The sequence below is a fragment of the Streptomyces sp. NPDC003248 genome, assembly GCF_055563235.1.
The window spans coordinates 308,410-333,850 of sequence record NZ_JBVHDT010000001.1 but is presented as its reverse complement, the minus strand read 5'-3'; the positions used below and the strand labels follow the sequence as shown (position 1 = coordinate 333,850).

The following is a 25,441-nucleotide window of genomic DNA, read 5'->3' as shown; positions in this document are numbered from 1 at the left end:
ATGAGCCTCGCCCTGTCCCTGCCCCGCGCCCGGACGCTGTCGCCGGTGCTGCCCGTCGTCGCCGTGGTGGCCCTGCTCGCGCTGCCGGTCTCCCCCGGCGGCGAGGGCGGCGCCGGTCCGGCCGACGCGCTGTCCGCGCTGGTGGTGCTGTACTGCGCGGTCCGGCTGCTGCGGCAGCGGCGGCGCCCCCTGTCCCGTACCGCGGCGGTGGTCCTCGGGCTCCCCGTCGTCGGGCTCGCGCTCGCGGCGGCGGGCGCGTCCTCGCCGGGGGCCGGGATCACCGGCCTGGGCCGCTACCTCCAGGTCTTCGTCCTGGTCCCCGCGGCGGTGCTGCTGCTGATCCGCGACCGGTCCGACTTCCGGCTGCTGGCCTGGTCGTTCGTGGGGCTCGCGGGGTGGCAGGGCGCGGTCGGGGTCCACCAGTTCGCCACCGGGACCGGCGCCTCCTACCAGGGCGAGACGATCCGGGCGGTCGGCACCTTCGGGCCGCAGGACGTGATGGGCATGGCGACGGTCGTGTCCTTCGGCCTGGTCTGCGCGGTGGGGCTGGCGCTCGGCCGGGCCCCCGTGCGGCAGCGGGCGATCGCCACCGCCTGCGCCCTCGGCCTGCTCCTGCCCCTCGCGCTGTCCTTCAGCCGGGGCGCGTGGATCGCGACGGCGGTGGCCTGTTCGGCGCAGCTCGCGCTGGCCGGGGTGCGGCGGGCGCTGACGGTGGGCGCGGTCGCCGTCGCCGCCGGGATCGTCCTGGTCGGCGGCTTCGGCGTGGGCTCGGCGATGCTCCAGGAGCGCGTCGGCAGCATCACCCGGGTCGCGGACGCCCCCGACCAGTCGGTCACCGACCGGTACACCATGTGGGCGGCCGCGGCCGGCATGTGGCGCGACCGGCCGCTCACCGGCGTCGGCCTGAAGGGCTTCCCCGAGAACCGGGACGCGCACGCCTCGGTGGCCCTGTCCGCGGGCAGCGACACCGACGGCGCCGGCGCCGGCTTCCGCAGGCAGCCGCTGCTCTCCCCGCACAACATGTACCTGCTGGTCCTCGGGGAGCAGGGACTCGTCGGACTGCTCGGGCTCGCGGGCGGCTGGCTGGCCCTGCTGGTGTGCGCGGTGCGCGGCTGGGCACGGGTGCGCCGGGCCGGGACCCCCGGCCCCGACTGCGCCCTCGTCGCCTGCGGTCTGCTGCTCTGGCAGCTCACCGACTTCCTGTACGCCGACATCGGCGGTCCCTCGACCGTGCTGACCGCCGTGTGCCTGGGACTCGCGGCCTGGTGGGCCCTGGTCGGCGGCGACGGGCGCGAGGAGGCGCTCGCCCGATGACGGTCACGCCTTCCCGGGCCCCGCACGCGGACGACCGCGCGCAGGACCCCGCGCACGCGGACGGTGGGGCGCACCAGGACACGGCGGACGGCGGTGCGGCGGACGGCGGCGCGGCCGACGGCGGCGCGGCCGACGGCGGCGCGGCCGACGGCGGCGCGGCGGACAGCCGCCCGGCCGGCGGCGGCACGGCCGGCAGCGGCCCGGCGGACGGCGACGGCCCGACGTACAGCGATGTGGCCGGCGGCGGCACGGCCGACGGCAGCACGGCGGACAGCGGAGTGGCCGGCGGCGGCACGGCGGACGGTGGTGTGGCCGGCGGCGGCACGGCGGACAACGGCGGCACGGCGGCCAACGGCCCGGACGGCAGCAGCCCGGCCGACCGCCGCCCGCCCGGCACCGGCACCGGCACCGGCACGGTCGGCCGCGGTCCGGCGGACCGCGGTGCCGTCGCGCCGTCCGTGGGAGGCGCCGGGCGGTCCGGGGCCGGGACGGCGGACCCCGAACTCCCCGCCCCCTCGCGGCGGTTCCTCGCCAAGGCCGCCCTCGTCACCGCCGTGCTGTCGGTGGCCGGGTCGCTGCTGGGGCTGGTGCGCGACCAGGCGCTGGCCCGGCTGTTCGGGGCGGGCAGCGACACGGACGCGTTCCTCGTGGCGTGGACCGTGCCGGAGTTCGCGGCGACGCTGCTCATCGAGGACGGGCTGGCGTTCGCGCTGATCCCGGCGTTCAGCGTGGCCCTGGCCCGGCGCGCCCAGGGGGTTCCCGGCGACCCGGTCCGCGCCCTGGTCGCCGGGACGCTCCCGCGCCTGTCGGCGGCGTTCGTCGCGGTCGGCGTCCTCGTCGCGCTCCTCGCCCCCCAGCTCGTCGAGGTCCTCGCGCCCGGCCTGCCCGACCCACGGCTCGCCGTCGACTGCACCCGGCTCACCGCCACCTGCGTGGTGAGCTTCGGGCTCGCCGGGTACTTCAGCGCGGCCCTGCGCGCGCACCGGCGGTTCGTGGCGCCGGCCGCGATCTACGTGGCGTACAACGTCGGGATCGTGACGGGGATGTTCGTCCTCGCCGGGCGGTGGGGGGTGCGGTCGGCGGCGGTCGGCGTCGCGGTCGGCGGGTGCCTGATGGTCGTCGTTCAACTGCCTTCGCTGGCAGGGCGGTTGAGGCGGCGTCCGGCCGGGGTGCCGGAGGCGGGCGGTGAGGAGCCGCGGCCGCTCGGCACGGCCGTCGTGGCGACCGTGCTGCTGTTCGCGCTCTGCCGGCAGTCGCAGGTCCTCGTGGAGCGGTTCCTCGCCTCGCACCTGCCGTCCGGGGCGATCTCGCACCTGAACTACGCGCAGAAGGTCGCGCAGATGCCGATGATCCTCTCGCTGATGCTGTGCACGGTGACGTTCCCGGTGGTGGCGCGGGCGCTCGCCGAGGGCGACACCGAGCGGGCCCGGGACCGCGTGGAGCGCGACGTGGCGCTCGCCGCGTGCGTGGTGCTGCTCGGCACGGCCACGGTCGTCGCCTGCGCGCCGCAGATCATCGAACTGCTCTTCCAGCGGGGCGCGTTCACCGCCCGGGACACGGCGGCGACCGCCGGGGTGATGCGGGTGTACGCGCTGGGGCTGCTCGGCCAGACCCTGGTCGGCGCGCTGGCCCGCTCGTACTTCTCGGGCGCCCGCCCGTCCTGGTATCCGTTCGGCGCGATGACCGCCGGGATCGTCGTCACCTGCCTCCTGGGCGCGTCGGCCGTACGGCCCTTCGGCGTGTACGGGATCGCCGCCGCCAACGCGGCCGGCATCACCGTCACCGCGCTGGTGCTGCTGGCCGGGACGGGCCCGCGCACGGTGCCGGTCCGCGTCCGGCTCGTGCTGCGCGACCTGAGCCGGCCGCTGCGGGCGGCGGTGGCCGCGACGCTCGCCGGGACGCTGGTGGCGGACGGGATCACCGGCCCCGTCCCCGGCCTCGCCGCCGGAACGCTCACCGCGGCCGCCGTCTTCGTCCTGATCGGCTGGGCCCTGGGCGACCGGGGCATCGCCACCGCTTCGAGTTCCGTCCGTTCCGCGATCCGAAGGCTGCCGTATGTCCGTTCCCGTTGAGGCCGCCCCCGGCCCCGTCCCCTGGGTGGCGATGTACCACTCCGTGGGCGACTGCTCCGACGACCCGTACCGCATCGCGGTCACCCCCGAGCGGCTGGAGCGGCAGCTGCTCTGGCTGTCGCGGCGCGGCCTGCGGGGCGTGTCCGTGGCCGAGCTGCTCGCCGCGCGCGCCCGGGGCGGGGGCCGCGACCTGATCGGCCTCACCTTCGACGACGGGTACGCCGACTTCCTCACCGGAGCCCTTCCCGTGCTGCGCCGCCACGGCTGCACCGCCACCCTGTTCGTGCTGCCCGGCCGGCTCGGCGGCGACAACGCCTGGGATCCGCTGGGCCCGCGCAGACCGCTGCTGACCGCCGACGGCGTCCGGCGGGCGGCGGCCGAGGGCGTCGAGATCGGCTCGCACGGCCTGACCCACGTCGACCTGACCCGGGCCGACGACCTCACCCTGAAGGCGGAGACCGCCGGCAGCCGGGCCGCGCTCGCCGAGCTGCTCGGCACGGAACCCGACGGCTTCTGCTACCCCTACGGGACCGTCGACCGGCGGGCCGTGGACGCCGTACGCGACGCCGGGTACGCCTACGCCTGCGCGATCGACCCCGGCCCGCTGAACGGGCCGCTCACCCTCCCCCGCGTCCACGTCGGACAGAACGACACCGCGCCGCGCCTGTTCCTCAAGTACCGGCTGCACCGGCTGCGCCGACGGCCCGTGGAGGGGCTGCGGTGAGGGCGCTGCACATCATCACCGGGCTCGGCGTGGGCGGCGCCGAGCAGCAGCTGCGGCTGATGCTGCGGCACCTGCCGGCCGACTGCGACGTCGTGACGCTGACCAACCCGGGGGCGGTGGCCGACGGGCTGACCGCGGACGGGGTGCGCGTGGTCCACCTCGGCATGGCCGGCAACCGCGACCTGTCCGCCCTGCCCCGCCTGGCCGGCCTGATCCGCTCGGGCGGCTACGACCTCGTCCACACCCACCTGTACCGGGCCTGCCTGTACGGCCGTCTCGCCGCGCGGCTCGCGGGCGTGCGCGCGATCGTCGCCACCGAGCACTCCCTGAACGAGTCCCGGCTGGAGGGCCGTCCGCTCACCGCGGGCGTCCGCGCCCTCTACCTCGCCGGCGAGCGCCTGGGCCGGGCCACCGTCGCCGTCTCCCCGGCGGTCGCCGGCCGCCTGGTGCGCTGGGGCGTCCCCGCCGCCCGCGTCCAGGTCGTCCCCAACGGCATCGACCTGGCCCGCTTCCGCTTCGACCCGGCCCGGCGCCACCTCGTCCGCCGCCGGCTCGGCCTGCCGGACCACGCCCATGTCGTCGGCGCGGTCGGCCGCCTGCACCCCGGCAAACGCCTGGACGTCGCCGTCCGCGCCCTGGCCGCGCTCCCCGCCGACCACCGGCTGCTGCTGGTCGGGGCCGGCCCCGAGGAGGACGCGCTGCGCCGCACCGCCCGGGAGGCCGGGGTCGCCGACCGCGTCCTGTTCACGGGTGAACTCCCCTACCTCCCCGACGGCGGCCCCGGCCCCGACCTGCCCTCCCTCGCCTGCGCGATGGACGTGCTGGTCTCGCCGTCCCCGGAGGAGTCGTTCGGCCTGGCGGTCGTGGAGGCGCTCGCCTGCGGTCTGCCCGTGGTGTACGCCTCCTGCCCCGCGATCGAGGACCTGCCCGCGCACACCGCACCCGGCGCACACCGCGTGACCGGCGGCGCGACGGCGTTCGCGCGGGCGCTGGCCGAGACGCGCGCGCGGGGGCCGCGCCCGCGCGCCGCGCCCGAGGCCGCGCACCACTACGACATCGCCCGCAGTGCCGCCCGGCTCATGGACGTGTACGCGGCCACCCTGTCCCGGCAGCCCCTGCCGGCCCCGTCGTCCCCCTCACCTCAGGGAGTCACTCCGTCATGACCGAGACCTCCGCCCGGCCACACCGGCAGCACCGGCCGTCCGGCCCCGCGCACCGCGTCAGGGCGCTCCCGCCGTGGTCCCTGGTCGCCGCCGGCACCCTCGCCGGCGGCCTCCTCGGCGGCGCGTACGGCGTCCTCCAGCCGCCCGTCTACTCGGCCACGGCCTACGTCGTCGCCGTGCCGACGGAGGAGTCCGACGCGGCGTCCGCCCTGGGCTTCGCGCAGGCCTACGGCCGGGTCGCCACCCAGCTCGCGGTGCTCGGGGACGCGCAGGTGTGGGCGGGCGTGCCGGTGGGGACGCTGCAAAGCGGCGTACGGACGGCGACCTCGCCGGACGCCCCGATGGTCGCGATCACGGGGACGTCCTCACGCGCCGACACGGCCGCCGACATGGCCAACGCGGTCTCCCGCGCCCTGACCCGGCACGCCAGGGACTCCCAGGCCACCACCCACGTCGAACTCCAGCAGTTCGCCCGAGCGGTCGAGCCGGCCGAGCCGTCGTCGGCGTCCCCCGCGGTGACCGGGCTGGTCGGCGCGAGCGCGGGCGGGCTGCTCGGCGCGCTGGCCCTGCTCGTACGGCCCAGGGGCGACCGGGTGGGGTCCGGCCGTACCGCCGCCGTGCCCGGACCGGCCGTCGCCGTCGATACCCGCCCAGCGCCGTGATGCCGGCGTACACCACCGAACTCGTCACCGACGAGGAGGAGTTCGCCGCCCTCGCACCCGTCTGGGGGCGGCTGTACCGGCGGTGCGGGACGGCCACCCCGTTCCAGAGCCATGCCTGGCTGCACTCCTGGTGGCTGTCGTACGGCAGGCGCGGCCGGCTGCGGCTGCTGCTGGTGCGCTCCGGCGGCGAGCTCGTCGCGGCCGCCCCGCTGATGGCCGTCCGCGGACCGCTGCCCACGCTGGTGCCGCTCGGCGGGGCGATCTCCGACTACGGGGACGTGCTGGTCGACGACGAGCACGGGGAGCGGGCCGTCGCCGCGCTCACCGAGGGCCTCGAGGCCGTCGCCCGTACCGCGCTGATCGACTTCCGCGAGGTCCGGCCGGGCGGCGCGGCGGAGCGGGTGTACGAGCGCTGGCACGGACCGCGCCGAAGGGTGAGCGACTCGGTGTGCCTGGAACTGCCGGCCGTCCCGATGGACGAACTGGTGGCCCGGCTGCCCTCGGCGAAGGCCCAGCGGGTGCGCGCCAAGCTGCGCAAGCTGACCGCGCTCGGCGTCGAACGCCAGGTCGTCCGCGGCGACGAGGTGGACCCGGCGCTGCGGCGCCTGCTCGACCTGCACCGGTTGCAGTGGCAGGGCCGGAAGGTGACGGGCGAGCACCTCCAGGCCCGGTTCTCCGAGCACCTGGTGCGCTCCGTCGGACCGATGGTGCGCTCCGGGGACGCGGTGGTCACCGAGTTCCGGCTCGACGACGACGTGGTCGCCGTCGACCTGACGCTGCTCTCCCACCGCCTGGCGGGCGGCTACCTGTACGGCGCCCATCCGCGGCTGCGGGAGCGCAAGGCGGACGTGGCGGTGATGCTGCTCGACGCGTGCTGCGAGCACAGCCGCGACGGCGGGCGCGGCACGCTGAGCCTGCTGCGCGGCAACGAGCCGTACAAGCACCACTGGCGTCCCGAGCCGGTCGTCAACCAGCGGCTGCTGCTCGCCCGCCGGCCCACGGCCCCGCTGATGTCGGCCGTGGTGTGCGACGTGGCCGCGCGCCGGCGGGGCAAGGAGCTGCTGCGCCGCTGGGAGGAGCGCAAGGACTCCGCGGCGGACGGGGGGCGCACGGTGCCCCAGGGGGGTGAACGGCGTGCCGGTGGCGGCGGGACCTGACGCGGGCCCGCCGCCGCGGGCGGGCCGGTCAGCGCACGCGCGGCCACCGGTCGGGGCGGACGCAGGGCCTGCCGCCGATCCAGTGCTCGATCCAGCCGCCGAGGCCCGGCGGCGGGCAGCTCTCCGGGGGCCGCGGTGCCGTCGGCCCGGCCGGTCCGTCGGTGCGGCCGAAGAGCACCGAGCGGTAGACCCGCGACGCCCGGGGGTTGCGCGCGCACTGCCACACACCGTGCGGGCAGTAGTCGGTCAGCGTGTTGTACAGCGGCCGGTGCCGGTCCATCCAGTCGAGCATCCGCCGCATGTACACGGGGTTGTCACCGTTGCGGAACAGCCCCCACTCGGGGTACGAGAGGGCTTTGCCGTGGCTCTTCGCGAAGTCGACGTGGAACCGGAGCCCGTACGGTTCCGTCACCTGCTCGTCGAACGAGCGGCCGGCCGGCTGGTCGTAGGAGTCCATGCCGACGATGTCGACCGTGGCGTCCCCCGGATAGCAGCGCGTCCACGGGACGGCGTCCCGCCCGCGGCTCGGCGTGAAGTCGAATCGGAACCGCTGCCCGGGAACGGCCCGCATGGCGGTGACGATCCGCCGCCAGTACGCCTGCCACGCCTCGGGGTCCGGTCCGCAGCGGTGGGTGTACGTGACGCCGTTCATCTCCCAGCCGAGCACGATCACCGTGTCCGGCACCCCCAGGGCGACCAACTGCTCGGCCAGCGCGCGGAAGTGGTGGTCGAACCGTCCGGCCGCGCCCTGCCTCAGCAGCGCGCGCACCTCGGAGTCCGGCAGGCCCTCCTCGTTGCGCTCCAGCATGGGGACGTTGAGGACGAGCATCCGGTCGCTCCGCTCGCGCCGCCAGTCCGCCCACGCGCCGAGGAACCCGGAGCGGCCCTCGATGTTGCTCCACCGGTCGCCCGGCAGGTAGGTGTGGCCGACCCGCAGGTCGGCACCGCCCAGCCACTGGCTGAGCAGCGCCATCCGGGCCACGCCCCGGGGGCCGTAGTCGAGGTAGGCGCCGAAGGCGGGGCCGGGATCGGCGGGACGCGTGACGGCGGCGGGCGCGGGTCTCCCCCCGGCGGCAGGCAGGGCGACGGCGGCTCCGGCGGCCCGCGCCGGCCCCGCGCCCACCCCCGTCCCCGGCCCCGCGGCGCATCCGGAACCGGCCGCGAGCGCCGCCGCCACCGCGACGGCCGCCGCCACGACGACCGGCCGCCGCGACCGGGCGCGCCGTTGCTGTGGGGTCATGCCCGCTCCTCCCGCCACGCGTGGCCGACACACAGTCATATGCCGACACACAGTCATATGAGAGTCACACGCGGAGGAAGCACGCCACCGCCGTTACGGCTTTCGAGTGCCCTGATCGTCCGCACCGGTGAACCGAACCGAAGGAAGAGCCCGTGTCGCTGCTCGACACCCGCGTCCCCGCCGTACTGCTGCGGATCGACCGGAACCCCTTTCACCACGGAACGCTGGGGGCGGTGCGCTCGCTCGGCAGAGCCGGGGTCGACGTCCACGTCGTCGCCGATGCGACGGGCAGTCCGCTGCGCAGGTCCCGTTTCGCGCGCCGGCTGCATCCCCCGCCGCCGCCCGGCGCCTCCGCCGCCGACATCGCCGCCGTACTGCTCGGGGTGGCGGCCCGGATCGAGCGGCCCGCCGTGCTGATCGCGATGGACGACGCGGGCGCGATCGCGGTGAGCCGGCTGCGCGCGGAACTGGCGCCCGCCTACCTGCTGCCGCAGCAGCCCGGCACGCTGCCCGAGCGGGTCGCCGACAAGGCGGAACTGGCCGGGCTGTGCGCGGCGGCCGACCTGCCGCACCCGGACACGGTGGTCCCGGAGAGCGCCGCGCAGGCCGCCTCCGCCGCCCGGCGGCTCGGCCTGCCGGTGGTGGCGAAGTGGAGCAGGCCCTGGCTGCTGCCGACCGGTTCGGGGCTGCGCAGCACCGTCGTGGTGCGTTCCCCCCAGGAGGCGCGCGACCTGTTCGCGCGCTCCGAGGAGGCCGGCAGCCGGCTGCTGCTCCAGGAGTTCCTGCCGCCCGGCCCCGACCGCGACTGGTTCTTCCACGGGTACGCCGACCGCTCGGGGCGGGTGCGCGGCGGCGGTCCGGGGCGCAAGCTGTGCTCCTGGCCGCGCGGAGCGGGTCTGACGGCGGTGGGCGAGTGGACCGCGAACCCCCAGGTCCAGGCGCAGTCCGAACGGCTCGCCGCCGCACTGGACTACCGCGGCATCTTCGACCTGGACTTCCGCCGGTGCGGTGCGAGCGGCCGCTACCACCTGCTCGACTTCAACCCGCGCCCCGGCGCCCAGTTCCGTCTCTTCGCCGACACCGCCGGACTGGACGTCGTACGCGCCCAGCACCTGGACCTGACCCACCGTCCGCTGCCGGAGGGGACGCCGCGGCCGGGGCGGTCGTTCGTGGTGGAGAACTACGCGCTGCCGTCCGCCCTGCGTCCGGCGCCGCACGGCCGCGAACTCGCCTGGTACGCCGGTGACGACACCGCCCCCGGCCTGGCGATGTGGGGCCTGTGGACCGCCCACGTCACCCACCGCCTGCTGGGCCGCCTGCGCCGGTCGGGCCCGGTCGGCACCGCCGCCGCCGCATCCGCCGGTGCCGTCCGCCGGACGGCACCGCCCCCGCCGTCCGTGACCGGCCTGTCCGGTGCACCGGGCGCACCGGACCCGACCGGCCCGGGCGACGGCCAGGACGCGGCTCTGACGCACGGCCCCGTCCCGCCGCCCCCGTCCGCCTGACGGGGTGTGCGGGTGAGGCCTGCGGGTGCCGGGCGCGGGGCGTCCGGCACCCGTGCGTTCACCGACGCGTGGCGACCCTGCCCCGCCGGTACAGGAGCGCGCCCGCGGTGACCAGCGCGACGCTGGCCCCCGAGGCGGTCCACAGGCCCTCGCTGCCGGTGTGGGACAGCTGGGGCGGCTCACCCCCGGTGCGGGGCGGCGTGGTGTGACCGTCACCGTCCGGGGGCGGGGTGGTGTGGTCCCCGTCGCCGGGGGGCGGAGTCGTGTGACCGCCGTCGCCGGGAGGCGGCGTGGTGTGACCGCCGTCGCCCGGGGGCGGGGTGGTGTGACCGCCGTCGCCGGGAGGCGGAGTCGTGTGACCGCCGTCGCCGGGAGGCGGAGTCGTGTGACCGCCGTCCCCCGGGGGCGGAGTCGTGTGCCCCCCATCGCCCGGAGGGGGAGTCGTGTGGCCCCCGTCCCCCGGAGGCGGAGTGTGATCCCCGCCCCCTGGGGGCGGGGTGGATCCGTACCCCAGGTCGTCGTCCCCGTAGCCGTAGCCGGAGTCGTCGTCCCCGTAGCCGGAGTCGCCGTAGCCGGAGTCGTGGCCGGAGTCGTGGGAGTCGTCGTGGCCGTGGTGTGCGCCGGGCCGGGCGCGGTCCTTCTCGGCGTCGGAGGTGGTGGCGCAGACGTTGCCGAAGGCCGGGTTCAGCGCGGCGACGACGTCGACGGAGTTGCCGCAGGCGTTCACCGGGACGGTCACCGGGACCTGGATGTCATTGCCCGAGGCGACGCCGGGCGAGTTCCTCGCGGTCCCGTCCCCGTGCGTGTCGGCGAGTGCGGAGCCGCCGCCGCACAGGGACAGGATGCTCGTCGCGGCGGCCGCCGCGACCACTCCCTTGCTCAGGGTCTGTCGCAATCTCGTGGTCTTCCTGCTTGAAGAAGTGGGAAAGGCCGGCCTCGGGACGCGGAACGGTGGTCCAAGGCCGGCCAGGGGTCCGGCCGTACGGCCGGGAGGGACACGCCGTCGGATGCACGCGTGTCGCCGGAAACAGGGAGAAGAAGGCCGCCGGACGAGCCGGGAGCCGCGGGCGTCAGCCGTTGCCCGTGCCGTTGCCCGCCAGGACGGAGATGTCGTCCAGGATGTGCGACAGCGGCTCGTCGCCCTTGGCCTGGGTGCTGTTCTCGGCGCACTGCTGGTTCTGCGGGGCCGACAGGACCGGAATGTCCTGCACGCCGAGGTTGATGGCCCCGACGAGGGACTGGAGGTCGGCCTTGGCCGGCAGGCCGACGCAGAGCTTGTTCAGCGAACCCTGCACCAGCGAGAGCTGCGGGCTCTTGTCACCGAACGTGGCCGAGTTGCCGAACGCCTGGGAGGCGCCGTTGCCGCTGGCGGACGTCGTGCCGCTGTCGTCCCCGATGGCAAGCGCCTGGGGGGCGGCCGCCGCCGACGCACCGACGGCGGAAACGGCGACCGCCGCCATGGCCATTGCCTTCTTCAGCATTTCGCTTTCCTTTCCCCGTCCCGGCTCCGACACCGGGACCACGTGCCTGCCACGGCTCAACCCGGCACTCCGGGAATGGTTGCGGCGCTTCACCCGATAGGAGCCGCGCTTCCCCCGCCGGCCGCGCCCACTGGGCCATCGGAGTGAACGGGGGGAACCAAACACGGTGGGGGGAGTTGACCAGGGCGCTCCGGTGGACGGGGTTTCCTCAGAAGGGACTAGCAAGTGATCAAGAAGGTACTGGCCGGCGCCGCGCTCGCCGCCTCCGTCGTCGGCGTCTCCGCCGCAGCCGCTGCCCCGGCGGTCGCGATCGGCAACGACAGCGGCACCACGTCCGCCAGCGGCAACGGTGCCTCGCAGGCGTTCGGCAACTCGGCCACGTACGGGAACATGAGCCCGCAGATGGCGCTCATCCAGGGCTCCCTCAACAAGCCCTGCATCGGCCTGCCGGCCAAGGTCAACGCCCAGTCCCTCGTCGGGCTCCTCAACATCGGCGTGCAGGACGTCCCGATCCTGTCGGCCCCGCAGAACCAGCAGTGCGTCGAGAACAGCACCCAGGCCAAGGGCGACGAACCGCTGTCGCACATCCTGGACGACATCTCGGCCCTGTCGGGCAACGGCGACGGCAACGGCTGAGCCAGGACGAGGTGAACGGGGTCGTCCCCCGAGCCCTCGGGACGGCCCCCATCCTTCGGCGGGCCGCCGGACCACCGGCGGCCCGCCGTTCCGCTGTGTGCCCGCGCCACTGAAGAGAAACGTCTCTGCTCTCGCCGCATCCGCCCAGGGGACGAGGAGGGCATACGCGTACCGGCGAGGAGGGGCGTGCGCGTACCGGCGAGGGGGGCGTGCGGCGTCGGCCCGGTGCGCTGCGCCGATCGGGGTACGGTCCGCAACCCCCGCACGGCGCGGCCCGTTGACGATCACGCAACTCCTCGTCGGGAGTGCGCTTTTCGAAGGGAACGAAAACATGAAGAAGCTGTGGGCCACCGCGGCCGTCGCCGCATCCATGGCCGGTCTCGCGGTCGCGTCCGCGTCGCCGGCCCTGGCCATCGGTGACGACAGCGGCACCACGTCCGCCAGCGGCAACGGCGCTTCCCAGGCGTTCGGCAACTCGGCCACGTTCGGCGACATGAGCCCGCAGCTCTCGCTGGTGCAGGGTTCGCTGAACAAGCCGTGCGTCGGCCTGCCGGCCAAGGTCAACGCCCAGTCCCTCGTCGGGCTCATCAACGTCGGCGTCCAGGACGTCCCGGTCCTCTCGGCCCCGCAGAACCAGCAGTGCGTCGAGAACAGCACCCAGGCCAAGGGCGACGAGCCGCTGTCGCACATCCTGGACGACATCTCCGTCCTGGCGGGCAACGGCACGGGCAACGGCTGATCCTCGGCCTGACGTACCGCCGCGGCGGGTCACCGGTTCCTCCGGTGGCCCGCCGTCGTGCTGTCACGCGCCGTACAGCTGGTCGATCTCCGCGCGGTAGCGGGCCGCCACGGTGTGGCGCTTGACCTTCAGGGAGGGCGTGAGCAGGTCGTTGTCCTCGGTGAACTCGCCCTCGACGAGGGTGAAGGCGCGGATCGACTCGGCGCGGGAGACGGCCTCGTTGGCGTAGTCGACCGCCTTCTGGACGTCGGCGCGCAGCCGGGGGTCGCGGATCACCTCGGCGAGCGGGGTGTCGGCGGGGCGTCCGCGTACGGCGAGCCAGTGGGCGACCGCGTCGGGGTCCAGGGTGATCAGGGCGGCGACGAAGGGGCGGTTGTCGCCGACGACCATGCACTGGCCGACCGGGGTGCGGCTGCGCAGCCGGTCCTCGAGGACGGCCGGGGAGACGTTCTTGCCGCCGGAGGTGACGATGAGGTCCTTCTTGCGGCCGGTGATGGTGAGGTAGCCGTCCTCGTCGAGGGAGCCGAGGTCGCCGGTGGCGAACCAGCCGTCGGTGAGGACGGCGTCCGTGGCGTCGGGGGCGTTCCAGTAGCCGCCGAAGACCACACCGCCGCGGATGAGGACCTCGCCGTCGTCGGCGATGCGGACGGACGTGCCGGGGACCGGCCGGCCGACCGTGCCCGGGCGGGGTGCCAACGGGGGTACGACGGTGGCGGCGGCGGTGGTCTCGGTGAGGCCGTAGCCCTCGTAGACCATGATGCCGGCGGCGTAGAAGAAGAGGTTGAGGGAGCGGTCGAGGGGGGAGCCGCCGCTGATGGCGTAGCGCAGGCGGCCGCCGAGCTCCTTGCGGATGCGGCGGTAGACCAGCAGGTCGTACAGGGCCCACGCGGCCCGGAGGCCGGGGCCGGGGCCCTTGCCGGTGCCGAGGAACGCGCGCAGGTGGGCCTCGCCGAAGCGGACGGCGACGCGTTCGGCGCGGTCGAAGGAGGCGGCGCGGCCGATCTTCTCGGCGGTGGCGCGGCCCGTGTCGTGGATGCGCTCGAAGAGGTAGGGCACGCCGACGACGAAGGTGGGGCGGAACTCCTTGAGGGCGGGGCGGAGCTCGTCGGGCCTGACGCTCGGGAAGTGGCCGGTCTCGATGCGGGCCGTCAGACAGGCGATCTGGAGGGTGCGGCCGAGGATGTGGGCCAGGGGGAGGAAGAGGAGGGTGGAGGCGGTCTGACCGGTGACCGCCTGGAAGACGGGGTGGAGGAGTTCGAGGGTGTTGGCGGCCTCGGCGTGCAGGTTGGCGTGGGTGAGGACGCAGCCCTTGGGGCGGCCGGTGGTGCCGGAGGTGTAGCAGAGGGTGGCGGGGGTGTCGGGGGTGAGGGCGGCGCGGCGTTTGGCGACCTCCTCGTCGGGGAGGTCGCGGCCGAGGGCGGTGAGGCCGGTGAGGGCGTCCGCGTCCAGTTCCCAGACGCGGGGCGGGCTGGGGTGGCCGGCCGTGGCTGCGGTGACCGTGGCGGTGTCGGCCGCGGTCTCGGTGACGACGAAGCGGGCGCCGGAGTCGCGGACGATCCACTCCACCTGGGCCGCGGCGGAGGTGGCGTAGACGGGGACGCTCTGGCCGCCGGCCGCCCAGATCGCGAAGTCCAGGACGGTCCACTCGTAGCGGGTGCGGGACATCACCGCGACGCGGCCGCCCGGTTCCAGCCCGGCGGCGATCAGTCCCTTGGCGACGGCGGTGACCTCGCGGGCGAAGGCGGCCGCCGTCACCGGCCGCCAGTCGCCGCCCGGGTCCCTGCGGCGCAGGACGACGGCGTCGGGGGCCTCGGCCGCGTTGGTGAAGGGCAGGTCGGCGGTGCTGCCGCCGGCGAGGGGCGCGACGAGGGGGGCGGTGCGGGCCTCCCGTACGGTGCCGGTCCCGTCCCTGACGAGGTCCACGTGGGTGCGGGCGGCCAGATCGGTACGGCGTGCGGCCCGTTTCAGGTCCTTGCGCATGCCCATGGCGGCTCCTGGGGGAAGAGGGGGCTGGCAGGCGGTGGACCGCACCTTACTCACGAGTAAGAAGTTGCACCAGGGGTGCCGCGCCAACACGGCGCGTGTGCGGTGGGGCGGTGGGGCGGTAGGGCGGTAGGGCGGGCCTCCCCCTACGACACCACGTCCTTGCGGGCGAATCCCCGGAAGGCCAGGGCGAACAGCACGAGCGCGTACGTCACCGACACCGAGACGCCCTGGATCATGTCGGTCCACTGGAGCACCGGCTGGACGGCGTCGAGCCAGGCGTACTGCCAGTGCGAGGGCAGCAGTTCGCGCCAGTCGCCGAGGGCGGTGACCTCGTCGAGGACGTTGCCGACGATGGTCAGGCCCACCGCGCCGCCGACCGCGCCGAGCGGGGCGTCGGTGCGGGTGGAGAGCCAGAACGCCAGGGCGGCGGTGACCAGTTGGGACAGGAAGAGGTACGCCACGGTGATCAGCAGGCGCTGGGCGGCGGTGCCCGCCGGCAGCAGACCGCCGGTGGGCAGTTGCAGCGGCCCCCAGCCGTACGCGGCCGTGCCGACGGCGAGGGCGACGACCGGCAGCAGCACCATCGCGGCCAGGCTGAGGCCGAGCCCGACGACGAGCTTGGACCACAGCAGGCGGGCGCGGGGCACGGGCGCGGCGAGGAGGTAGCGCAGGGAGGACCAGCCGGCCTCCGACGCCACGGTGTCGCCGCAGAACAGGGCCACGGGGATGACCAGCAGGAAGCCCGCGGAGGCGAAGAGGTTCACCGCGGCGAAGTTCGCGCCGGACAGCGTGGCGGTGTCCATCAGGTTCACCCGGTCGTTGCCCGCGCCGGGACCGCCGCCCACCTGGAAGGCGACGAGCAGCACGAACGGCAGGGCGAACAGGACGCCGCCCATGACGAGCGTGCGGCGCCGCTTCAGCTGCCGGACCAGTTCGACCCGGACGGGCAGCGTACGGCCGGCGCGGTAGCCGTCGGCGACCTCCGCGCGGTCGGTGAGCGTGCTCATGCGGAGTCTCCGATCAGGGTGAGGAAGGCGTCTTCGAGGCGGCGGTGCGGGCCGACCGACTCCACGGGCACCTCCAGGCGGACCAGGTCGGCGACCAGGCGGGCCGCGGTGCCGTCGGGGTCGAGGCGGACCAGCAGGCCGTCGTCGGCGCGGGTGGCCGAGGCCACGCCGGGCAGCGCGGCGACCTTCTCGACGACGATGTCGTCCACCGGCGCGGAGGTGCCGACGAGCAGGGTGTCGCCGGAGCCGACGATCTCCCGGACCGGGCCCGCCTGGACGAGCCGCCCGTGGTCCATCACCACGAGGTGGGTGCAGGACTGCTCGACCTCGGACAGCAGGTGGCTGGAGACGATCACCGTGCGGCCGGCCGCCGCGTAGCGGATCATCACCTCGCGCATCTCGCGGATCTGGGGCGGGTCGAGGCCGTTGGTCGGCTCGTCGAGGATGAGCAGGTCGGGCAGGCCGAGCATGGCCTGGGCGATGGCGAGACGCTGGCGCATGCCCTGCGAGTAGGTGCGGACCGCGCGGGCGAGCGCGTCGCCCAGGCCCGCGATCTCCAGGGCCTCGTCCAGGTGGGCGTCCTGCGGCGGGCGGCCGGTGGCCCGCCAGTACAGCTCCAGGTTCTCCCGGCCGGACAGGTGCGGGAGGAAGCCCGCGCCCTCGACGAAGGCGCCGACGCGGGACAGCACCGGGGCGCCGGGCGCGATGGCGTGGCCGAAGACGCGGATCTCGCCGCCGTCCGGGGTGATCAGGCCCATCAGCATGCGCAGGGTCGTCGTCTTGCCCGCGCCGTTGGGGCCGAGCAGGCCGAGCACCTGGCCCTTGTCGACGCGGAAGGACAGGTCCTCGACCGCGTACCGGTCGGCGGACTTCGCGTACCGCTTGGTCAGGCCGGTGATCTGGAGGGGGACGTCGGCGAGGGCCGGGTCGGGGGCGGCGGGGGCCTTCGTGCGGCGGCGGGCGGTCAGGAGCAGCGCCGCGGCGAGAACGACGCCGGCGAGCGGGAGCCACCACACGCGGGCGGGCAGCGGGGCCGCCGCGTCCGTGCCGCTCAGGGCCGTCGGCACCGTCAGAGCGCCCTTCACGGAGACCGTGTACGTCGCCGGGGCCGCCGGGGAGGCGTAGCCGAGGTCCGTGGAGGCGAGGACCAGGCGCAGCCGGTGGCCGTCCTCCACCTCGTGGTCGATGGCGGGCAGGGTGACCGTGACGTCCTTGCCGGCCTCGGCGCCCTCCACCCGGACGGGCTGGACCAGTTGGGACGGCAGCACCTGCTGGGCGCCGCCGCCGGGGCCGACGTCGTACACCTTGGCGAAGAGGACGGCGTCGTCGGTGGTGGACGTCACGTGCACGGTGACCGTGGGCGAGCCGGTGATCCGCAGGTCCTCGCGGACGGGGGCGGTCTCGAAGGCCGCGTACTGGCCGGGGAAGTCGAGGGAGACGCCGACGCCGAGACTCGACAGCTGGGAGAGTCCGGAGCCGCCGAGGCCGGGCAGGGCGGACACGGCGGGCGGGGTGGCGCCGGCCGGGTTGTCGACGCTCTGCTCACGGCCGCTGAGGGCGAGGGAGCGGGGGGCGCCCTGAAGGCCGGGGTAGGTGTCGGCGCTCGCTCCGGTCAGGCGGGATTCGCCGTCGCCGGTGCCGGTGCCGGTGCCGAGGGTGCGGGTGACGCGGAAGGCCGGGCCGGTGCCGGCGGCCGTGTCCTCCTTGAGGTAGCGGTCGAACCAGGAGGTCACGCGGGCCCGGACCCGGTCGGTCTCCAGGTCGCCGCCGTCGTGGCCGCCCGCGATCCAGTCGACGTCGACGGGGGCGCCGTTGGCGCTGATCGCCTTCTCGGCGGCGTCGGACTGGGCGAGCGTGAAGAGGGAGTCGGTCTGTCCCTGGATCAGGAGGGTGGGGACGTCGATGCGGTCGGCGACGGCGGACGGCGAACGCTCCTCGAGCACCGCGCGGGCGGCGTCGTCGGGCGTGCCGGACTCGGCGACCCGCTGGTACATCGCGCACAGCGCGGGCTCGAACGCGGCGCAGCCGCCACCGGTGTTGAAGAAGATGCCGGCCCACAGCTTCTTGAAGACGCCGTCGGGGAACAACGCGTCCGCGAGGTTCCAGTACGTGATCGCCGGGGCGATGGCGTCGACCCGGTCGTCGTACCCGGCGCCCAGCAGGGAGATCGCGCCGCCGTAGGAGGCGCCGGTCATGCCCACGCGCGGGTCGCCGGCCTTGTCGAGCTCGACCTCGGGACGCTTCGCCAGCCAGTCGATCAGCTTCGAGACGTCGGCGACCTCGCCCTGCGGGTCGTTCAGCCCGATCTTCCCGGTGGACCTGCCGAAGCCGCGCGCCGACCAGGTCAGCACGGCGTATCCGGCGCGGGCCAGTTGCTCGGCCTGCTGCCGGACGTCGTCCTTGCTCCCGCCGAAGCCGTGCCCCAGCAGGACGGCGGGGCGGCGGCCGGTCCCGGACGTGAAGTACGAGGTGTCCAGGCGCACGCCGTCCACGGCCAGCACCCGGTCACTGCGCTTGACGGGCGGCGGGTCGTCGGAGGCGACGGCCGTCCATGTCCCGGCGCCCGCGAGGACGACGACGGCGGCCGCGGCGGCCACCAGCCGCCGCGGCCGCCGCAGTCCCCGCAGCCGGGGCAGTCGAAGATCCATGCTGCAACGGTACGGGGTGAAGCTGTCGGGGAGATGTCGACCGGAGGCGGAACCGGTCGGCCTACCTGCGGCGTACGGCGGCCGGGTCGCGTACCGCGTCCGCGGTACGGGTCAGGCCCGCGCGTCCTCCGGGATCGACACCAGCCAGCGGGTGTCGCGGCGGGGGCGGAGGTAGAGGGCCCAGTAGAGGGTGGCGGCCGCGGTGATGCCGCCGGTCCACAGGAGGTAGGCGGTCTCCTGCTGGGTGAGGATGTAGGCGAGGACCACGATCAGCAGGGCCGGGACGACCGGCCAGAGCGGCATGCGCCAGGCGGGGGTGTGGCGGTGGGCGCCGCGGCGGGCGAGCAGGGCGGCGATGGCGACGAGCAGGTACATGCCGGTCACGGAGACGCCCGTCACGCCGTACAGCGTGTCGAGGTTGACGAAGCACAGGGCCGCGCCGGGGACGCCGACGGCGAGGGTGGCGACCCAGGGGGAGCCGAAGCGGCCGAGGCGGGCGAAGGCGTCGTTGACCGGCTGGGGCCAGGCCTTGTCGCGGGCGGAGGCGAACAGGACGCGGGAGTTCTGGATGACCATGACGATGCCGGCGTTGATGATCGCGAGGGCCACGCAGAGGCTGACGAAGGTGCCGACGGCGGAGTTGGACCAGGCGGTGACCATGGAGCCGATGTCGCCGCCGGTCAGCTCGGAGAGGTCGGAGGCGCCCAGGGTGATCGCGGCGACCGGGACCAGGATGATCACGGTGGAGATGGCGAGGGTGGCCAGGACCGTGCGGGCGACGGTGCGGCGGGGGTGCTCCAGTTCCTCGGAGAGGTAGACGGCGGTGGAGAAGCCCTGGGTGACGAAGAGGGCGATGGCGAGACCGGAGACGACCAGCAGGGCGGTGACGGTGTCCGGCCGGCCGTCGGCGCCGGCGACCTGCATCGACACCAGGCTGCCCGGGCCGCGCTCGGCGTGGGCGAAGCCCAGCACCGCCACGACGGCCGCCGCGATGACCTCCAGGACCAGGAAGATCCCGGTGATCCAGGCGTTGGCGCGCAGGTCGAGCAGGCCGGCGAGGGTGGCCAGCAGCATGACGCCGGCGCCGGCGAGCGACGGGTCGAGGTGGACGACCGGGGCCAGGTAGTCGGCCGTGCCCATGGCGATCACCGGCGGGACGATCATCACGACCAGGAGCGACAGGACGAAGACGAGCCAGCCCGCGAGCCGTCCGGCCAACGTCGACACCATGGCGTACTCGCCGCCCGCGCTGGGGATGAGGGTGCCCAGCTCCGAGTAACAGAACGCCACCGCGATACAGAGGAGCGAGCCGATCGCGATCGTGAGGGCGGTCGCGGTGCCGAGCGAGCCGAACAGGTCGGGGACGACGACGAAGAGGGTGGAGGCGGGCGTCACGCACGAGAGGGTGAGGAGGGTGCCGCCGACGACACCGATGGAGCGCTTCAGCTTCTGGGGACTGTCCGGCGCCTGGGGAAGGGCGGTTTCGACAGGGCGGAGCGTGTCGGTCATGCGGCGGTTCCGATCGACTCGTGCGGCAGAGGTGGGGTCGGGAGCGCTATCGCCTCCGGCGGATCGCTGTACGTTCTCCTGGTCGCTCCCGGCGGTGCATCGAACCCCGACGAAAAGCAATGCGTCAATAGGTGTTTGAGTACGGAATCCGTAGCCGCCAAGGGCCTGGAGTGGCGTTTACGGCAGTTTCCCGCAAGCTCTGCGGCCGCCTTGGGATGTGCGGGAACCGCAGGGCGTGCCGCGAAATACATGCGGCCGTCCGGCAGGCGGACGTGTCGGTGGGGGGCGCTAGAGTCGAGAGCACAGACGATGCACAGCAAGGGGTGGGGATGAGAACGAGGTACACCGCTGCCTGGGTGGGGTGCACGGCGGCCGCGATGCTCACCGTGTCGGCGTGCGGCACGGAGACGGTGAAGCAGGCGGCCGACGCGGCCGAGAAGGCCGACCGGACCGACACGATCATGGCGGCGCTGGCCCGCGCCACCGACCGCACGGAAGAGGTCGGTTCGGCCGAGGTACGGATGAGCACCGACCTGGGAACGGGCGAACCGGTCACGATGGACGGCACGTACTCATGGGGCGACGGCTACGCCTTCGACGTCGAGATGGACACGGCGGCGGCGCAGATGCAGCAGCTCCAGGACGCCCCGACGATGCGCATGCTCTTCGTCGACGGCACCTACTACTACGACATCGACCCCCAGGCCGCCGGTCCGCTCGCGGGCAAGGAGTGGATGAAGGTCGACGGCTCGGCGATCTTCGGCGAGCAGGGCGCGCAGGCACTCGGCGGCGGCAACGGCAGCCCGTCGGCGTCCATGAAGGGCCTGAAGTACGCCGACGACGTCCAGGACCTCGGCACCGAGACGGTCAACGGGCAGCGCACCACCCACTACCGCGCGGTGGTCGGCCAGGACCAAATGGGCAAGCTCGGCAAGGCCCTCGGCGACGACAGCGGCCTCCTGGGCTCGGTGACCGGCGGCGTCACGTCCTTCGCCATGGACGTCTGGGTCGGCGCCGAGGACCTTCCCGTGCGCCTGGTCCAGCAGATCGGCACCATGAAGGTCACCACGGACTTCGAGAAGTTCGGTGAGACGGCCGAGGTGAAGGCGCCGCCGGCCGCGCAGACCGGCGACATGACCGAGGTGCTGGAGGAAGCCGCCGCACAGCGGTGAGCCCACGGTGCCCCGTCCTCCCGTTGCCGGGAGGACGGGGCACCGTAGGGGCCTCAGTGGTTGCGCGGGAAGCCCAGGTCCACGCCCGTCGGGGTCTCGGAGGGGTCCGGCCAGCGGGTGGTGACGACCTTGCCGCGGGTGTAGAAGTGCGTGCCGTCGTTGCCGTAGATGTGGTGGTCGCCGAAGAGGGAGTCCTTCCAGCCCCCGAAGCTGTGGTAGCCGACGGGGACCGGGATCGGGACGTTCACGCCGACCATGCCCGCCTCGATCTCCAGCTGGAAGCGGCGGGCGGCGCCGCCGTCCCGGGTGAAGATCGCGGTGCCGTTGCCGAACGGGGAGGCGTTGATGAGCGCCACGCCCTCCTCGTAGGTGTCCGCGCGCAGCACGCACAGCACCGGTCCGAAGATCTCGTCCTGGTAGGCCCTGGCCGACGTGGGCACCTTGTCCAGCAGCGAGATGCCGATCCAGTGGCCGTCCTCGAAGCCGTCGACCGTGTGGCCGGTGCCGTCGAGGACCACCTCGGCGCCCTCGGCCGCCGCGCCCGTGACGTAGGAGGCGACCTTGTCGCGGTGGGCGGCGGTGATCAGCGGGCCCATCTCGGAAGCCGGGTCGTTGCCGGGGCCGATCTTGATCTTCTCGGCGCGCTCGCGGATCTTCTCCACCAGTTCGTCGCCGATCGAACCGACCGCGACCACGGCCGAGATGGCCATGCAGCGCTCGCCCGCCGAGCCGTAGGCGGCGGACACGGCGGCGTCCGCGGCCGCGTCCAGGTCGGCGTCCGGGAGGACCAGCATGTGGTTCTTGGCGCCGCCCAGGGCCTGGACCCGCTTGCCGTGCGCGGAGGCGGTGGTGTGGATGTGGCGGGCGATCGGGGTGGAGCCGACGAAGGAGACGGCCTTGACGTCCGGGTGCTCCAGGAGGCGGTCGACGGCCACCTTGTCGCCGTGCACGACGTTGAAGACGCCGTCGGGCAGACCGGCCTCGGCCAGCAGTTCGGCGAGCCGGACCGACGCCGACGGGTCCTTCTCGGACGGCTTCAGCACGAAGGTGTTGCCGGTCGCGATGGCGATCGGGAACATCCACATCGGGACCATCGCCGGGAAGTTGAACGGCGTGATGCCCGCGACGACACCGAGCGGCTGGCGGATCGACGCCACGTCCACCCGGCTCGCGACCTGCGTGGACAGCTCGCCCTTCAGCTGCACGCTGATGCCGCAGGCCAGATCGACGATCTCCAGGCCGCGGGCGACCTCACCGAGCGCGTCGGAGTGCACCTTGCCGTGCTCGGCGGTGATCAGCGCGGCGATGTCGTCGCGGTGGGCGTCGAGCAGCGCGCGGAACCGGAACAGGATCGAGGTGCGCTGGGCCAGCGAGGACTGGCCCCAGGTCACGAAGGCGTCCTTGGCGGCCGCGACCGCCGCGTCGACCTCGTCGACCGACGCGAACGCGACCTTCGTGGTGACCTCGCCGGTCGCCGGGTCGGTGACCGGCCCGAACGTGCCCGACGCGCCCTCGACGGTCTTGCCGCCGATCCAGTGGTTGACGATCTTCGTCATGCCCAGTTGCTCCTTCACAGATGGCGGCGTCGGGTGGAGACGTGCCGTTCGTACAGCTCACGGGCCTTGACCGCCGACGGGCGGGTCGCGGTCTCGGCCACGGGTACATCCCACCAGGCCTGTGCCTCGGGCGCGCCCGACACTGTGTCTGCCGTTCGGGTCTCGACGTAGACACATGTGGGGGTGTCGGCCGCCCGGGCCTCGGCGAGGGCCGCGCGCAGCTCGCGCACGGTCTTCGCGCGCAGCACGCGCATCCCGAGGCTGGCGGCGTTGGCGGCCAGGTCGACGGGGAGGGGGGCGCCCGTGAAGGTGCCGTCGTCGGCCCGGTGGCGGTAGGCGGTGCCGTAGCGTTCGCCGCCGGTCTCCTCCGACAGCCCGCCGATGGAGGCGTACCCGTGGTTCTGCACGAGGACGATCTTGATCGCGATGCCCTCCTGCACGGCCGTGACGATCTCCGTCGGCATCATCAGGTACGTGCCGTCGCCGACCAGCGCCCACACCGGCCGGCCGGGCGCCGCCAGCTTCACCCCGAGCGCGGCCGGGATCTCGTAGCCCATGCAGGAGTAGCCGTACTCCAGGTGGTACTGGTCGCGCGACCGCGTCCGCCACAGTTTGTGCAGGTCGCCGGGGAGGGAGCCGGCCGCGTTGACGATGACGTCCGTCTCGTCGACGATCGCGTCCAGCGCGCCCAGCACCTGCGGCTGGGTGGGGCGCACGTCGATCTCGTCGGCCTCGTAGCAGGCGTCGACGCGCTGCTCCCAGCGCTCCTTGTCGTCGGTGTACTCGGCGACGTAGGCGTCCGCGACGCGGTGGGCGTGGAGTTCGAGGGCCTGCGTCAGCTCCGTGAGGCCGCTGCGGGCGTCCGCGACGAGCGGGAGGCCGGCCATCTTGTGGCCGTCGTGGGCGGCGATGTTGAGGTTGAGGAACCGGACGCCCTCGCCGGCGAACAGGGTGTGGGAGGCGGTGGTGAAGTCGGTGTAGCGCGTGCCCACGCCGATCACCAGGTCGGCGGTGCGGGCCAGTTCGTCGGCGGTCGCGGTGCCGGTGTGGCCGACGCCGCCGACGTCCTGGGGGTGGTCGTGGCGCAGGGAGCCCTTGCCGGCCTGGGTGGAGGCGACCGGGATGCCGGTGGCCTCGGCGAACTCGGCGAGGGCCGCCTCGGCGCGGCTGTGGTGGACGCCGCCGCCCGCGACGACCAGGGGGCGCCGGGCCGCCCGGATCGCCCGGACCGCCTCGGCGAGCTCGGCCGGGTCGGCGCCCGGCCGGCGGACGGCCCAGGTGCGCTCGGCGAAGAACGCCTCGGGCCAGTCGTACGCCTCGGCCTGGACGTCCTGCGGCAGCGCCAGGGTCACCGCGCCCGTCTCCACGGGGTCCGTCAGCACGCGCATCGCCTGGAGCGCGGCCGGAACGAGGGCCTCGGGGCGGGTGACGCGGTCGAAGTACCTCGAGACCGGGCGCAGGGTGTCGTTGACGGACACGTCACCGGCGTAGGGGACCTCCAGTTGCTGGAGCACCGGGTCGGCCGGACGGGTGGCGAACACGTCGCCGGGGAGGAGGAGGACCGGGAGGTGGTTGATCGTGGCGAGGGCCGCTCCGGTGACCAGGTTCGTCGCGCCGGGGCCGATCGACGTCGTCACCGCGTGGGTGGACAGGCGGTTCGACTGGCGGGCGTAGCCGACGGCCGCGTGGACCATCGACTGCTCGTTGCGGCCCTGGTGGTACGGCATGACGTCGGCGTACTCGACGAGCGCCTGGCCGAGGCCGGCGACGTTGCCGTGGCCGAAGATGCCCCAGGTCGCGCCGATCAGCCGCTGCCGTACGCCGTCGCGCTCGGTGTACTGGGCGGCGAGGAAGCGCACCAGCGCCTGGGCCACGGTGAGCCTCGTGGTCATCGGTAAACCCCTGTGCTTTCTACGTGGTCCGGGTGGAAACAGATCCGCCACTCCCGCGTCCCGCCGGGGCCGGCCATGACGTTCAGGTAGTACATGGTGTGGCCGGGCTGGGCGATCGACGGGCCGTGCCATCCGTCGGGGACGAGGACGGCGTCGCCGGAGCGGACCTCGGCGAGGACGTCGGACCCGCCCTCGCGGGAGGGGGACACGCGCTGGTAGCCGAACCCGTGCGGTCCGTCGATCTCGAAGTAGTAGATCTCCTCCAGCTCCGACTCCTCGCCGGGCCGGTGCTCGTCGTGCTTGTGCGGCGGGTACGAGGACCAGTTCCCGCCGGGGGTGACGACCTCGACGGCGATCAGCTTGTCGCAGTCGAAGGCGTCGGCGGAGGCGAAGTTGCGCACCAGGCGGGCGCAGGTGCCGCTGCCGCGTTCCTCGACGGGTACCTCCGGCGCGGGGCCGTAGCGGGCGGGGAGTCGTCGCTCGCACTTCGCTCCTGCCAGGGCGAAGCGGCCTCCCGCGCCGGAGGCGATCTGTGCCCGGGCGTCCCGGGGAACGTACGCGAAGTCGGTGACCGACGCGAAAACGCTCTCCCTGCCCAGGAGTTGGAACTCTTCATCAGCTGTTCGCACGGTACATCCGCCCTCCAGCGGAAGCACGATCCACTCGCTGTCCCCGGCGGTGAGGGTGTGCGTGCCGCCGGGCGCCAGCTCCACGACGCGCAGACTGCTGTGGGTCCAGCCGGCCCGCTCCGGGCCGATGTCGAGGACATGGTCCGCGTCGGCGGTGGTGCCGCGCGGGACGTACAGGTCACGGCCCGCGGGGCGCCGCTGCTCGGTGCGCGACGGGCTGTGCTGCGGCTCGGTGGCCGACGGGCTGTGCGGCTCGCTGCGCGACGGGCGCTGCGGCTCGGTGCGCGACGGGCGCTGCGGCTCGGTGCGCGACGGGCGCTGCGGCTCGGTGTGTGTCATGCGGGGGCCC

The 25,441-nt window shown here is 74.5% G+C and carries 20 protein-coding genes; 10 read left to right on the top strand and 10 right to left on the bottom strand.

The window, feature by feature from the left end; translation table 11 throughout:
* Genes ACZ3KJ_RS01450 through ACZ3KJ_RS01425 form a run of 6 tightly spaced genes read left to right on the top strand, consistent with a single transcriptional unit; the run spans nucleotide 1 to nucleotide 7,092 of the window.
* A complete protein-coding gene (locus tag ACZ3KJ_RS01450) occupies nucleotides 1-1,314 on the top strand; it encodes an O-antigen ligase family protein (protein WP_467523720.1) in 1,314 nt (437 codons plus the stop codon).
* Nucleotides 1,311-3,386, top strand: coding sequence for a murein biosynthesis integral membrane protein MurJ (gene murJ / locus ACZ3KJ_RS01445; RefSeq protein ID WP_467523719.1), 2,076 nt, complete (start codon nucleotides 1,311-1,313; stop codon nucleotides 3,384-3,386). Before ACZ3KJ_RS01450 ends, murJ begins: the two co-directional genes overlap by 4 nt.
* A complete protein-coding gene (locus tag ACZ3KJ_RS01440; protein WP_467523718.1) occupies nucleotides 3,370-4,110 on the top strand; it encodes a polysaccharide deacetylase family protein in 741 nt (246 codons plus the stop codon). Before murJ ends, ACZ3KJ_RS01440 begins: the two co-directional genes overlap by 17 nt.
* Nucleotides 4,107-5,273 (top strand): glycosyltransferase, encoded by a 1,167-nt coding sequence (locus ACZ3KJ_RS01435; protein ID WP_467523717.1) that lies wholly within the window; start codon nucleotides 4,107-4,109, stop codon nucleotides 5,271-5,273. Before ACZ3KJ_RS01440 ends, ACZ3KJ_RS01435 begins: the two co-directional genes overlap by 4 nt.
* Entirely contained in the window at nucleotides 5,270-5,935 is a 666-nt protein-coding gene (locus tag ACZ3KJ_RS01430) for a YveK family protein (RefSeq protein ID WP_467523715.1), read from the top strand. The genes ACZ3KJ_RS01435 and ACZ3KJ_RS01430 overlap by 4 nt, the downstream gene beginning before the upstream one ends.
* The gene (locus ACZ3KJ_RS01425; protein WP_467523714.1) at nucleotides 5,935-7,092 is read left to right on the top strand and encodes a GNAT family N-acetyltransferase; all 1,158 of its coding nucleotides are present in this window, start codon (nucleotides 5,935-5,937) and stop codon (nucleotides 7,090-7,092) included. The genes ACZ3KJ_RS01430 and ACZ3KJ_RS01425 overlap by 1 nt, the downstream gene beginning before the upstream one ends.
* A gap of 28 nt (nucleotides 7,093-7,120) precedes the next feature.
* On the opposite strand, the gene ACZ3KJ_RS01420 is transcribed toward ACZ3KJ_RS01425, so the two are convergent.
* The gene (locus tag ACZ3KJ_RS01420; protein ID WP_467523712.1) at nucleotides 7,121-8,332 is read right to left on the bottom strand and encodes a glycoside hydrolase family 26 protein; all 1,212 of its coding nucleotides are present in this window, start codon (nucleotides 8,330-8,332) and stop codon (nucleotides 7,121-7,123) included.
* Nucleotides 8,333-8,484: 152 nt separating this feature from the next.
* On the opposite strand from ACZ3KJ_RS01420, the gene ACZ3KJ_RS01415 reads away from it, so the two are divergent.
* Nucleotides 8,485-9,837, top strand: a complete 1,353-nt coding sequence (locus tag ACZ3KJ_RS01415) for a carboxylate--amine ligase (RefSeq protein ID WP_467523711.1) — start codon at nucleotides 8,485-8,487, stop codon at nucleotides 9,835-9,837.
* A gap of 58 nt (nucleotides 9,838-9,895) precedes the next feature.
* On the opposite strand, the gene ACZ3KJ_RS01410 is transcribed toward ACZ3KJ_RS01415, so the two are convergent.
* Nucleotides 9,896-10,732 carry a chaplin gene (locus tag ACZ3KJ_RS01410; RefSeq protein ID WP_467523710.1) on the bottom strand — a complete coding sequence of 279 codons (837 nt, stop codon included), beginning with the start codon at nucleotides 10,730-10,732 and terminating at the stop codon, nucleotides 9,896-9,898.
* A 175-nt stretch (nucleotides 10,733-10,907) separates the two neighbouring features.
* Nucleotides 10,908-11,318, bottom strand: coding sequence for a rodlin (locus ACZ3KJ_RS01405; protein WP_467523709.1), 411 nt, complete (start codon nucleotides 11,316-11,318; stop codon nucleotides 10,908-10,910).
* 225 nt (nucleotides 11,319-11,543) lie between these two features.
* Between ACZ3KJ_RS01405 and ACZ3KJ_RS01400 the strand changes: the two genes are divergently transcribed.
* On the top strand, nucleotides 11,544-11,954 hold the full coding sequence (locus tag ACZ3KJ_RS01400; RefSeq protein ID WP_467523708.1) for a rodlin: 411 nt from the start codon (nucleotides 11,544-11,546) through the stop codon (nucleotides 11,952-11,954).
* A gap of 331 nt (nucleotides 11,955-12,285) precedes the next feature.
* Nucleotides 12,286-12,693, top strand: coding sequence for a rodlin (locus ACZ3KJ_RS01395; RefSeq protein WP_467523707.1), 408 nt, complete (start codon nucleotides 12,286-12,288; stop codon nucleotides 12,691-12,693).
* 63 nt (nucleotides 12,694-12,756) lie between these two features.
* Here ACZ3KJ_RS01395 and ACZ3KJ_RS01390 read toward each other — a convergent pair whose 3' ends face one another.
* The 4 genes from ACZ3KJ_RS01390 to ACZ3KJ_RS01375 form a co-directional block, all read right to left on the bottom strand.
* Complete coding sequence (locus ACZ3KJ_RS01390; RefSeq protein WP_467523705.1) at nucleotides 12,757-14,679, bottom strand: AMP-dependent synthetase/ligase; 1,923 nt, start codon at nucleotides 14,677-14,679, stop codon at nucleotides 12,757-12,759.
* Between the two features lie 143 nt (nucleotides 14,680-14,822).
* Nucleotides 14,823-15,686, bottom strand: coding sequence for an ABC transporter permease (locus ACZ3KJ_RS01385; protein ID WP_467523704.1), 864 nt, complete (start codon nucleotides 15,684-15,686; stop codon nucleotides 14,823-14,825).
* Nucleotides 15,683-18,334, bottom strand: coding sequence for an alpha/beta fold hydrolase (locus tag ACZ3KJ_RS01380; protein ID WP_467523703.1), 2,652 nt, complete (start codon nucleotides 18,332-18,334; stop codon nucleotides 15,683-15,685). The genes ACZ3KJ_RS01385 and ACZ3KJ_RS01380 overlap by 4 nt, the downstream gene beginning before the upstream one ends.
* 111 nt (nucleotides 18,335-18,445) lie before the next feature.
* Entirely contained in the window at nucleotides 18,446-19,843 is a 1,398-nt protein-coding gene (locus ACZ3KJ_RS01375; RefSeq protein WP_467523701.1) for an APC family permease, read from the bottom strand.
* A 329-nt stretch (nucleotides 19,844-20,172) separates the two neighbouring features.
* Here ACZ3KJ_RS01375 and ACZ3KJ_RS01370 point away from each other — a divergent pair, with 329 nt between their 5' ends.
* Nucleotides 20,173-21,015 (top strand): SCO4651 family lipoprotein, encoded by an 843-nt coding sequence (locus tag ACZ3KJ_RS01370; protein WP_467523700.1) that lies wholly within the window; start codon nucleotides 20,173-20,175, stop codon nucleotides 21,013-21,015.
* Nucleotides 21,016-21,068: 53 nt separating this feature from the next.
* Here the strand turns inward: ACZ3KJ_RS01370 and mmsA are convergent, their stop codons facing one another.
* Genes mmsA through iolB form a run of 3 tightly spaced genes read right to left on the bottom strand, consistent with a single transcriptional unit; the run spans nucleotide 21,069 to nucleotide 25,431 of the window.
* Nucleotides 21,069-22,571, bottom strand: a complete 1,503-nt coding sequence (mmsA, locus tag ACZ3KJ_RS01365) for a CoA-acylating methylmalonate-semialdehyde dehydrogenase (protein WP_467523699.1) — start codon at nucleotides 22,569-22,571, stop codon at nucleotides 21,069-21,071.
* A 14-nt stretch (nucleotides 22,572-22,585) separates the two neighbouring features.
* On the bottom strand, nucleotides 22,586-24,463 hold the full coding sequence (iolD, locus tag ACZ3KJ_RS01360; RefSeq protein WP_467523698.1) for a 3D-(3,5/4)-trihydroxycyclohexane-1,2-dione acylhydrolase (decyclizing): 1,878 nt from the start codon (nucleotides 24,461-24,463) through the stop codon (nucleotides 22,586-22,588).
* Entirely contained in the window at nucleotides 24,460-25,431 is a 972-nt protein-coding gene (gene iolB, locus ACZ3KJ_RS01355; protein WP_467523696.1) for a 5-deoxy-glucuronate isomerase, read from the bottom strand. Before iolB ends, iolD begins: the two co-directional genes overlap by 4 nt.
* Nucleotides 25,432-25,441: the final 10 nt, after the last annotated feature.

What these genes read in the sequence shown, in the direction of transcription:
- ACZ3KJ_RS01440 (WP_467523718.1), top strand. Translation starts at nt 3,370, where the DNA reads ATGTCCGTTCCCGTTGAGGCCGCCCCCGGCCCCGTCCCCTGGGTGGCG.
- ACZ3KJ_RS01430 (WP_467523715.1), top strand. Translation starts at nt 5,270, where the DNA reads ATGACCGAGACCTCCGCCCGGCCACACCGGCAGCACCGGCCGTCCGGC.
- ACZ3KJ_RS01380 (WP_467523703.1), bottom strand. Translation starts at nt 18,334, where the DNA reads ATGGATCTTCGACTGCCCCGGCTGCGGGGACTGCGGCGGCCGCGGCGG.
- ACZ3KJ_RS01395 (WP_467523707.1), top strand. Translation starts at nt 12,286, where the DNA reads ATGAAGAAGCTGTGGGCCACCGCGGCCGTCGCCGCATCCATGGCCGGT.
- ACZ3KJ_RS01390 (WP_467523705.1), bottom strand. Translation starts at nt 14,679, where the DNA reads ATGGGCATGCGCAAGGACCTGAAACGGGCCGCACGCCGTACCGATCTG.
- ACZ3KJ_RS01405 (WP_467523709.1), bottom strand. Translation starts at nt 11,318, where the DNA reads ATGCTGAAGAAGGCAATGGCCATGGCGGCGGTCGCCGTTTCCGCCGTC.
- ACZ3KJ_RS01450 (WP_467523720.1), top strand. Translation starts at nt 1, where the DNA reads ATGAGCCTCGCCCTGTCCCTGCCCCGCGCCCGGACGCTGTCGCCGGTG.
- ACZ3KJ_RS01375 (WP_467523701.1), bottom strand. Translation starts at nt 19,843, where the DNA reads ATGACCGACACGCTCCGCCCTGTCGAAACCGCCCTTCCCCAGGCGCCG.
- ACZ3KJ_RS01370 (WP_467523700.1), top strand. Translation starts at nt 20,173, where the DNA reads ATGAGAACGAGGTACACCGCTGCCTGGGTGGGGTGCACGGCGGCCGCG.
- ACZ3KJ_RS01420 (WP_467523712.1), bottom strand. Translation starts at nt 8,332, where the DNA reads ATGACCCCACAGCAACGGCGCGCCCGGTCGCGGCGGCCGGTCGTCGTG.
- ACZ3KJ_RS01425 (WP_467523714.1), top strand. Translation starts at nt 5,935, where the DNA reads ATGCCGGCGTACACCACCGAACTCGTCACCGACGAGGAGGAGTTCGCC.
- ACZ3KJ_RS01385 (WP_467523704.1), bottom strand. Translation starts at nt 15,686, where the DNA reads ATGAGCACGCTCACCGACCGCGCGGAGGTCGCCGACGGCTACCGCGCC.
- iolB (WP_467523696.1), bottom strand. Translation starts at nt 25,431, where the DNA reads ATGACACACACCGAGCCGCAGCGCCCGTCGCGCACCGAGCCGCAGCGC.
- murJ (WP_467523719.1), top strand. Translation starts at nt 1,311, where the DNA reads ATGACGGTCACGCCTTCCCGGGCCCCGCACGCGGACGACCGCGCGCAG.
- mmsA (WP_467523699.1), bottom strand. Translation starts at nt 22,571, where the DNA reads ATGACGAAGATCGTCAACCACTGGATCGGCGGCAAGACCGTCGAGGGC.
- iolD (WP_467523698.1), bottom strand. Translation starts at nt 24,463, where the DNA reads ATGACCACGAGGCTCACCGTGGCCCAGGCGCTGGTGCGCTTCCTCGCC.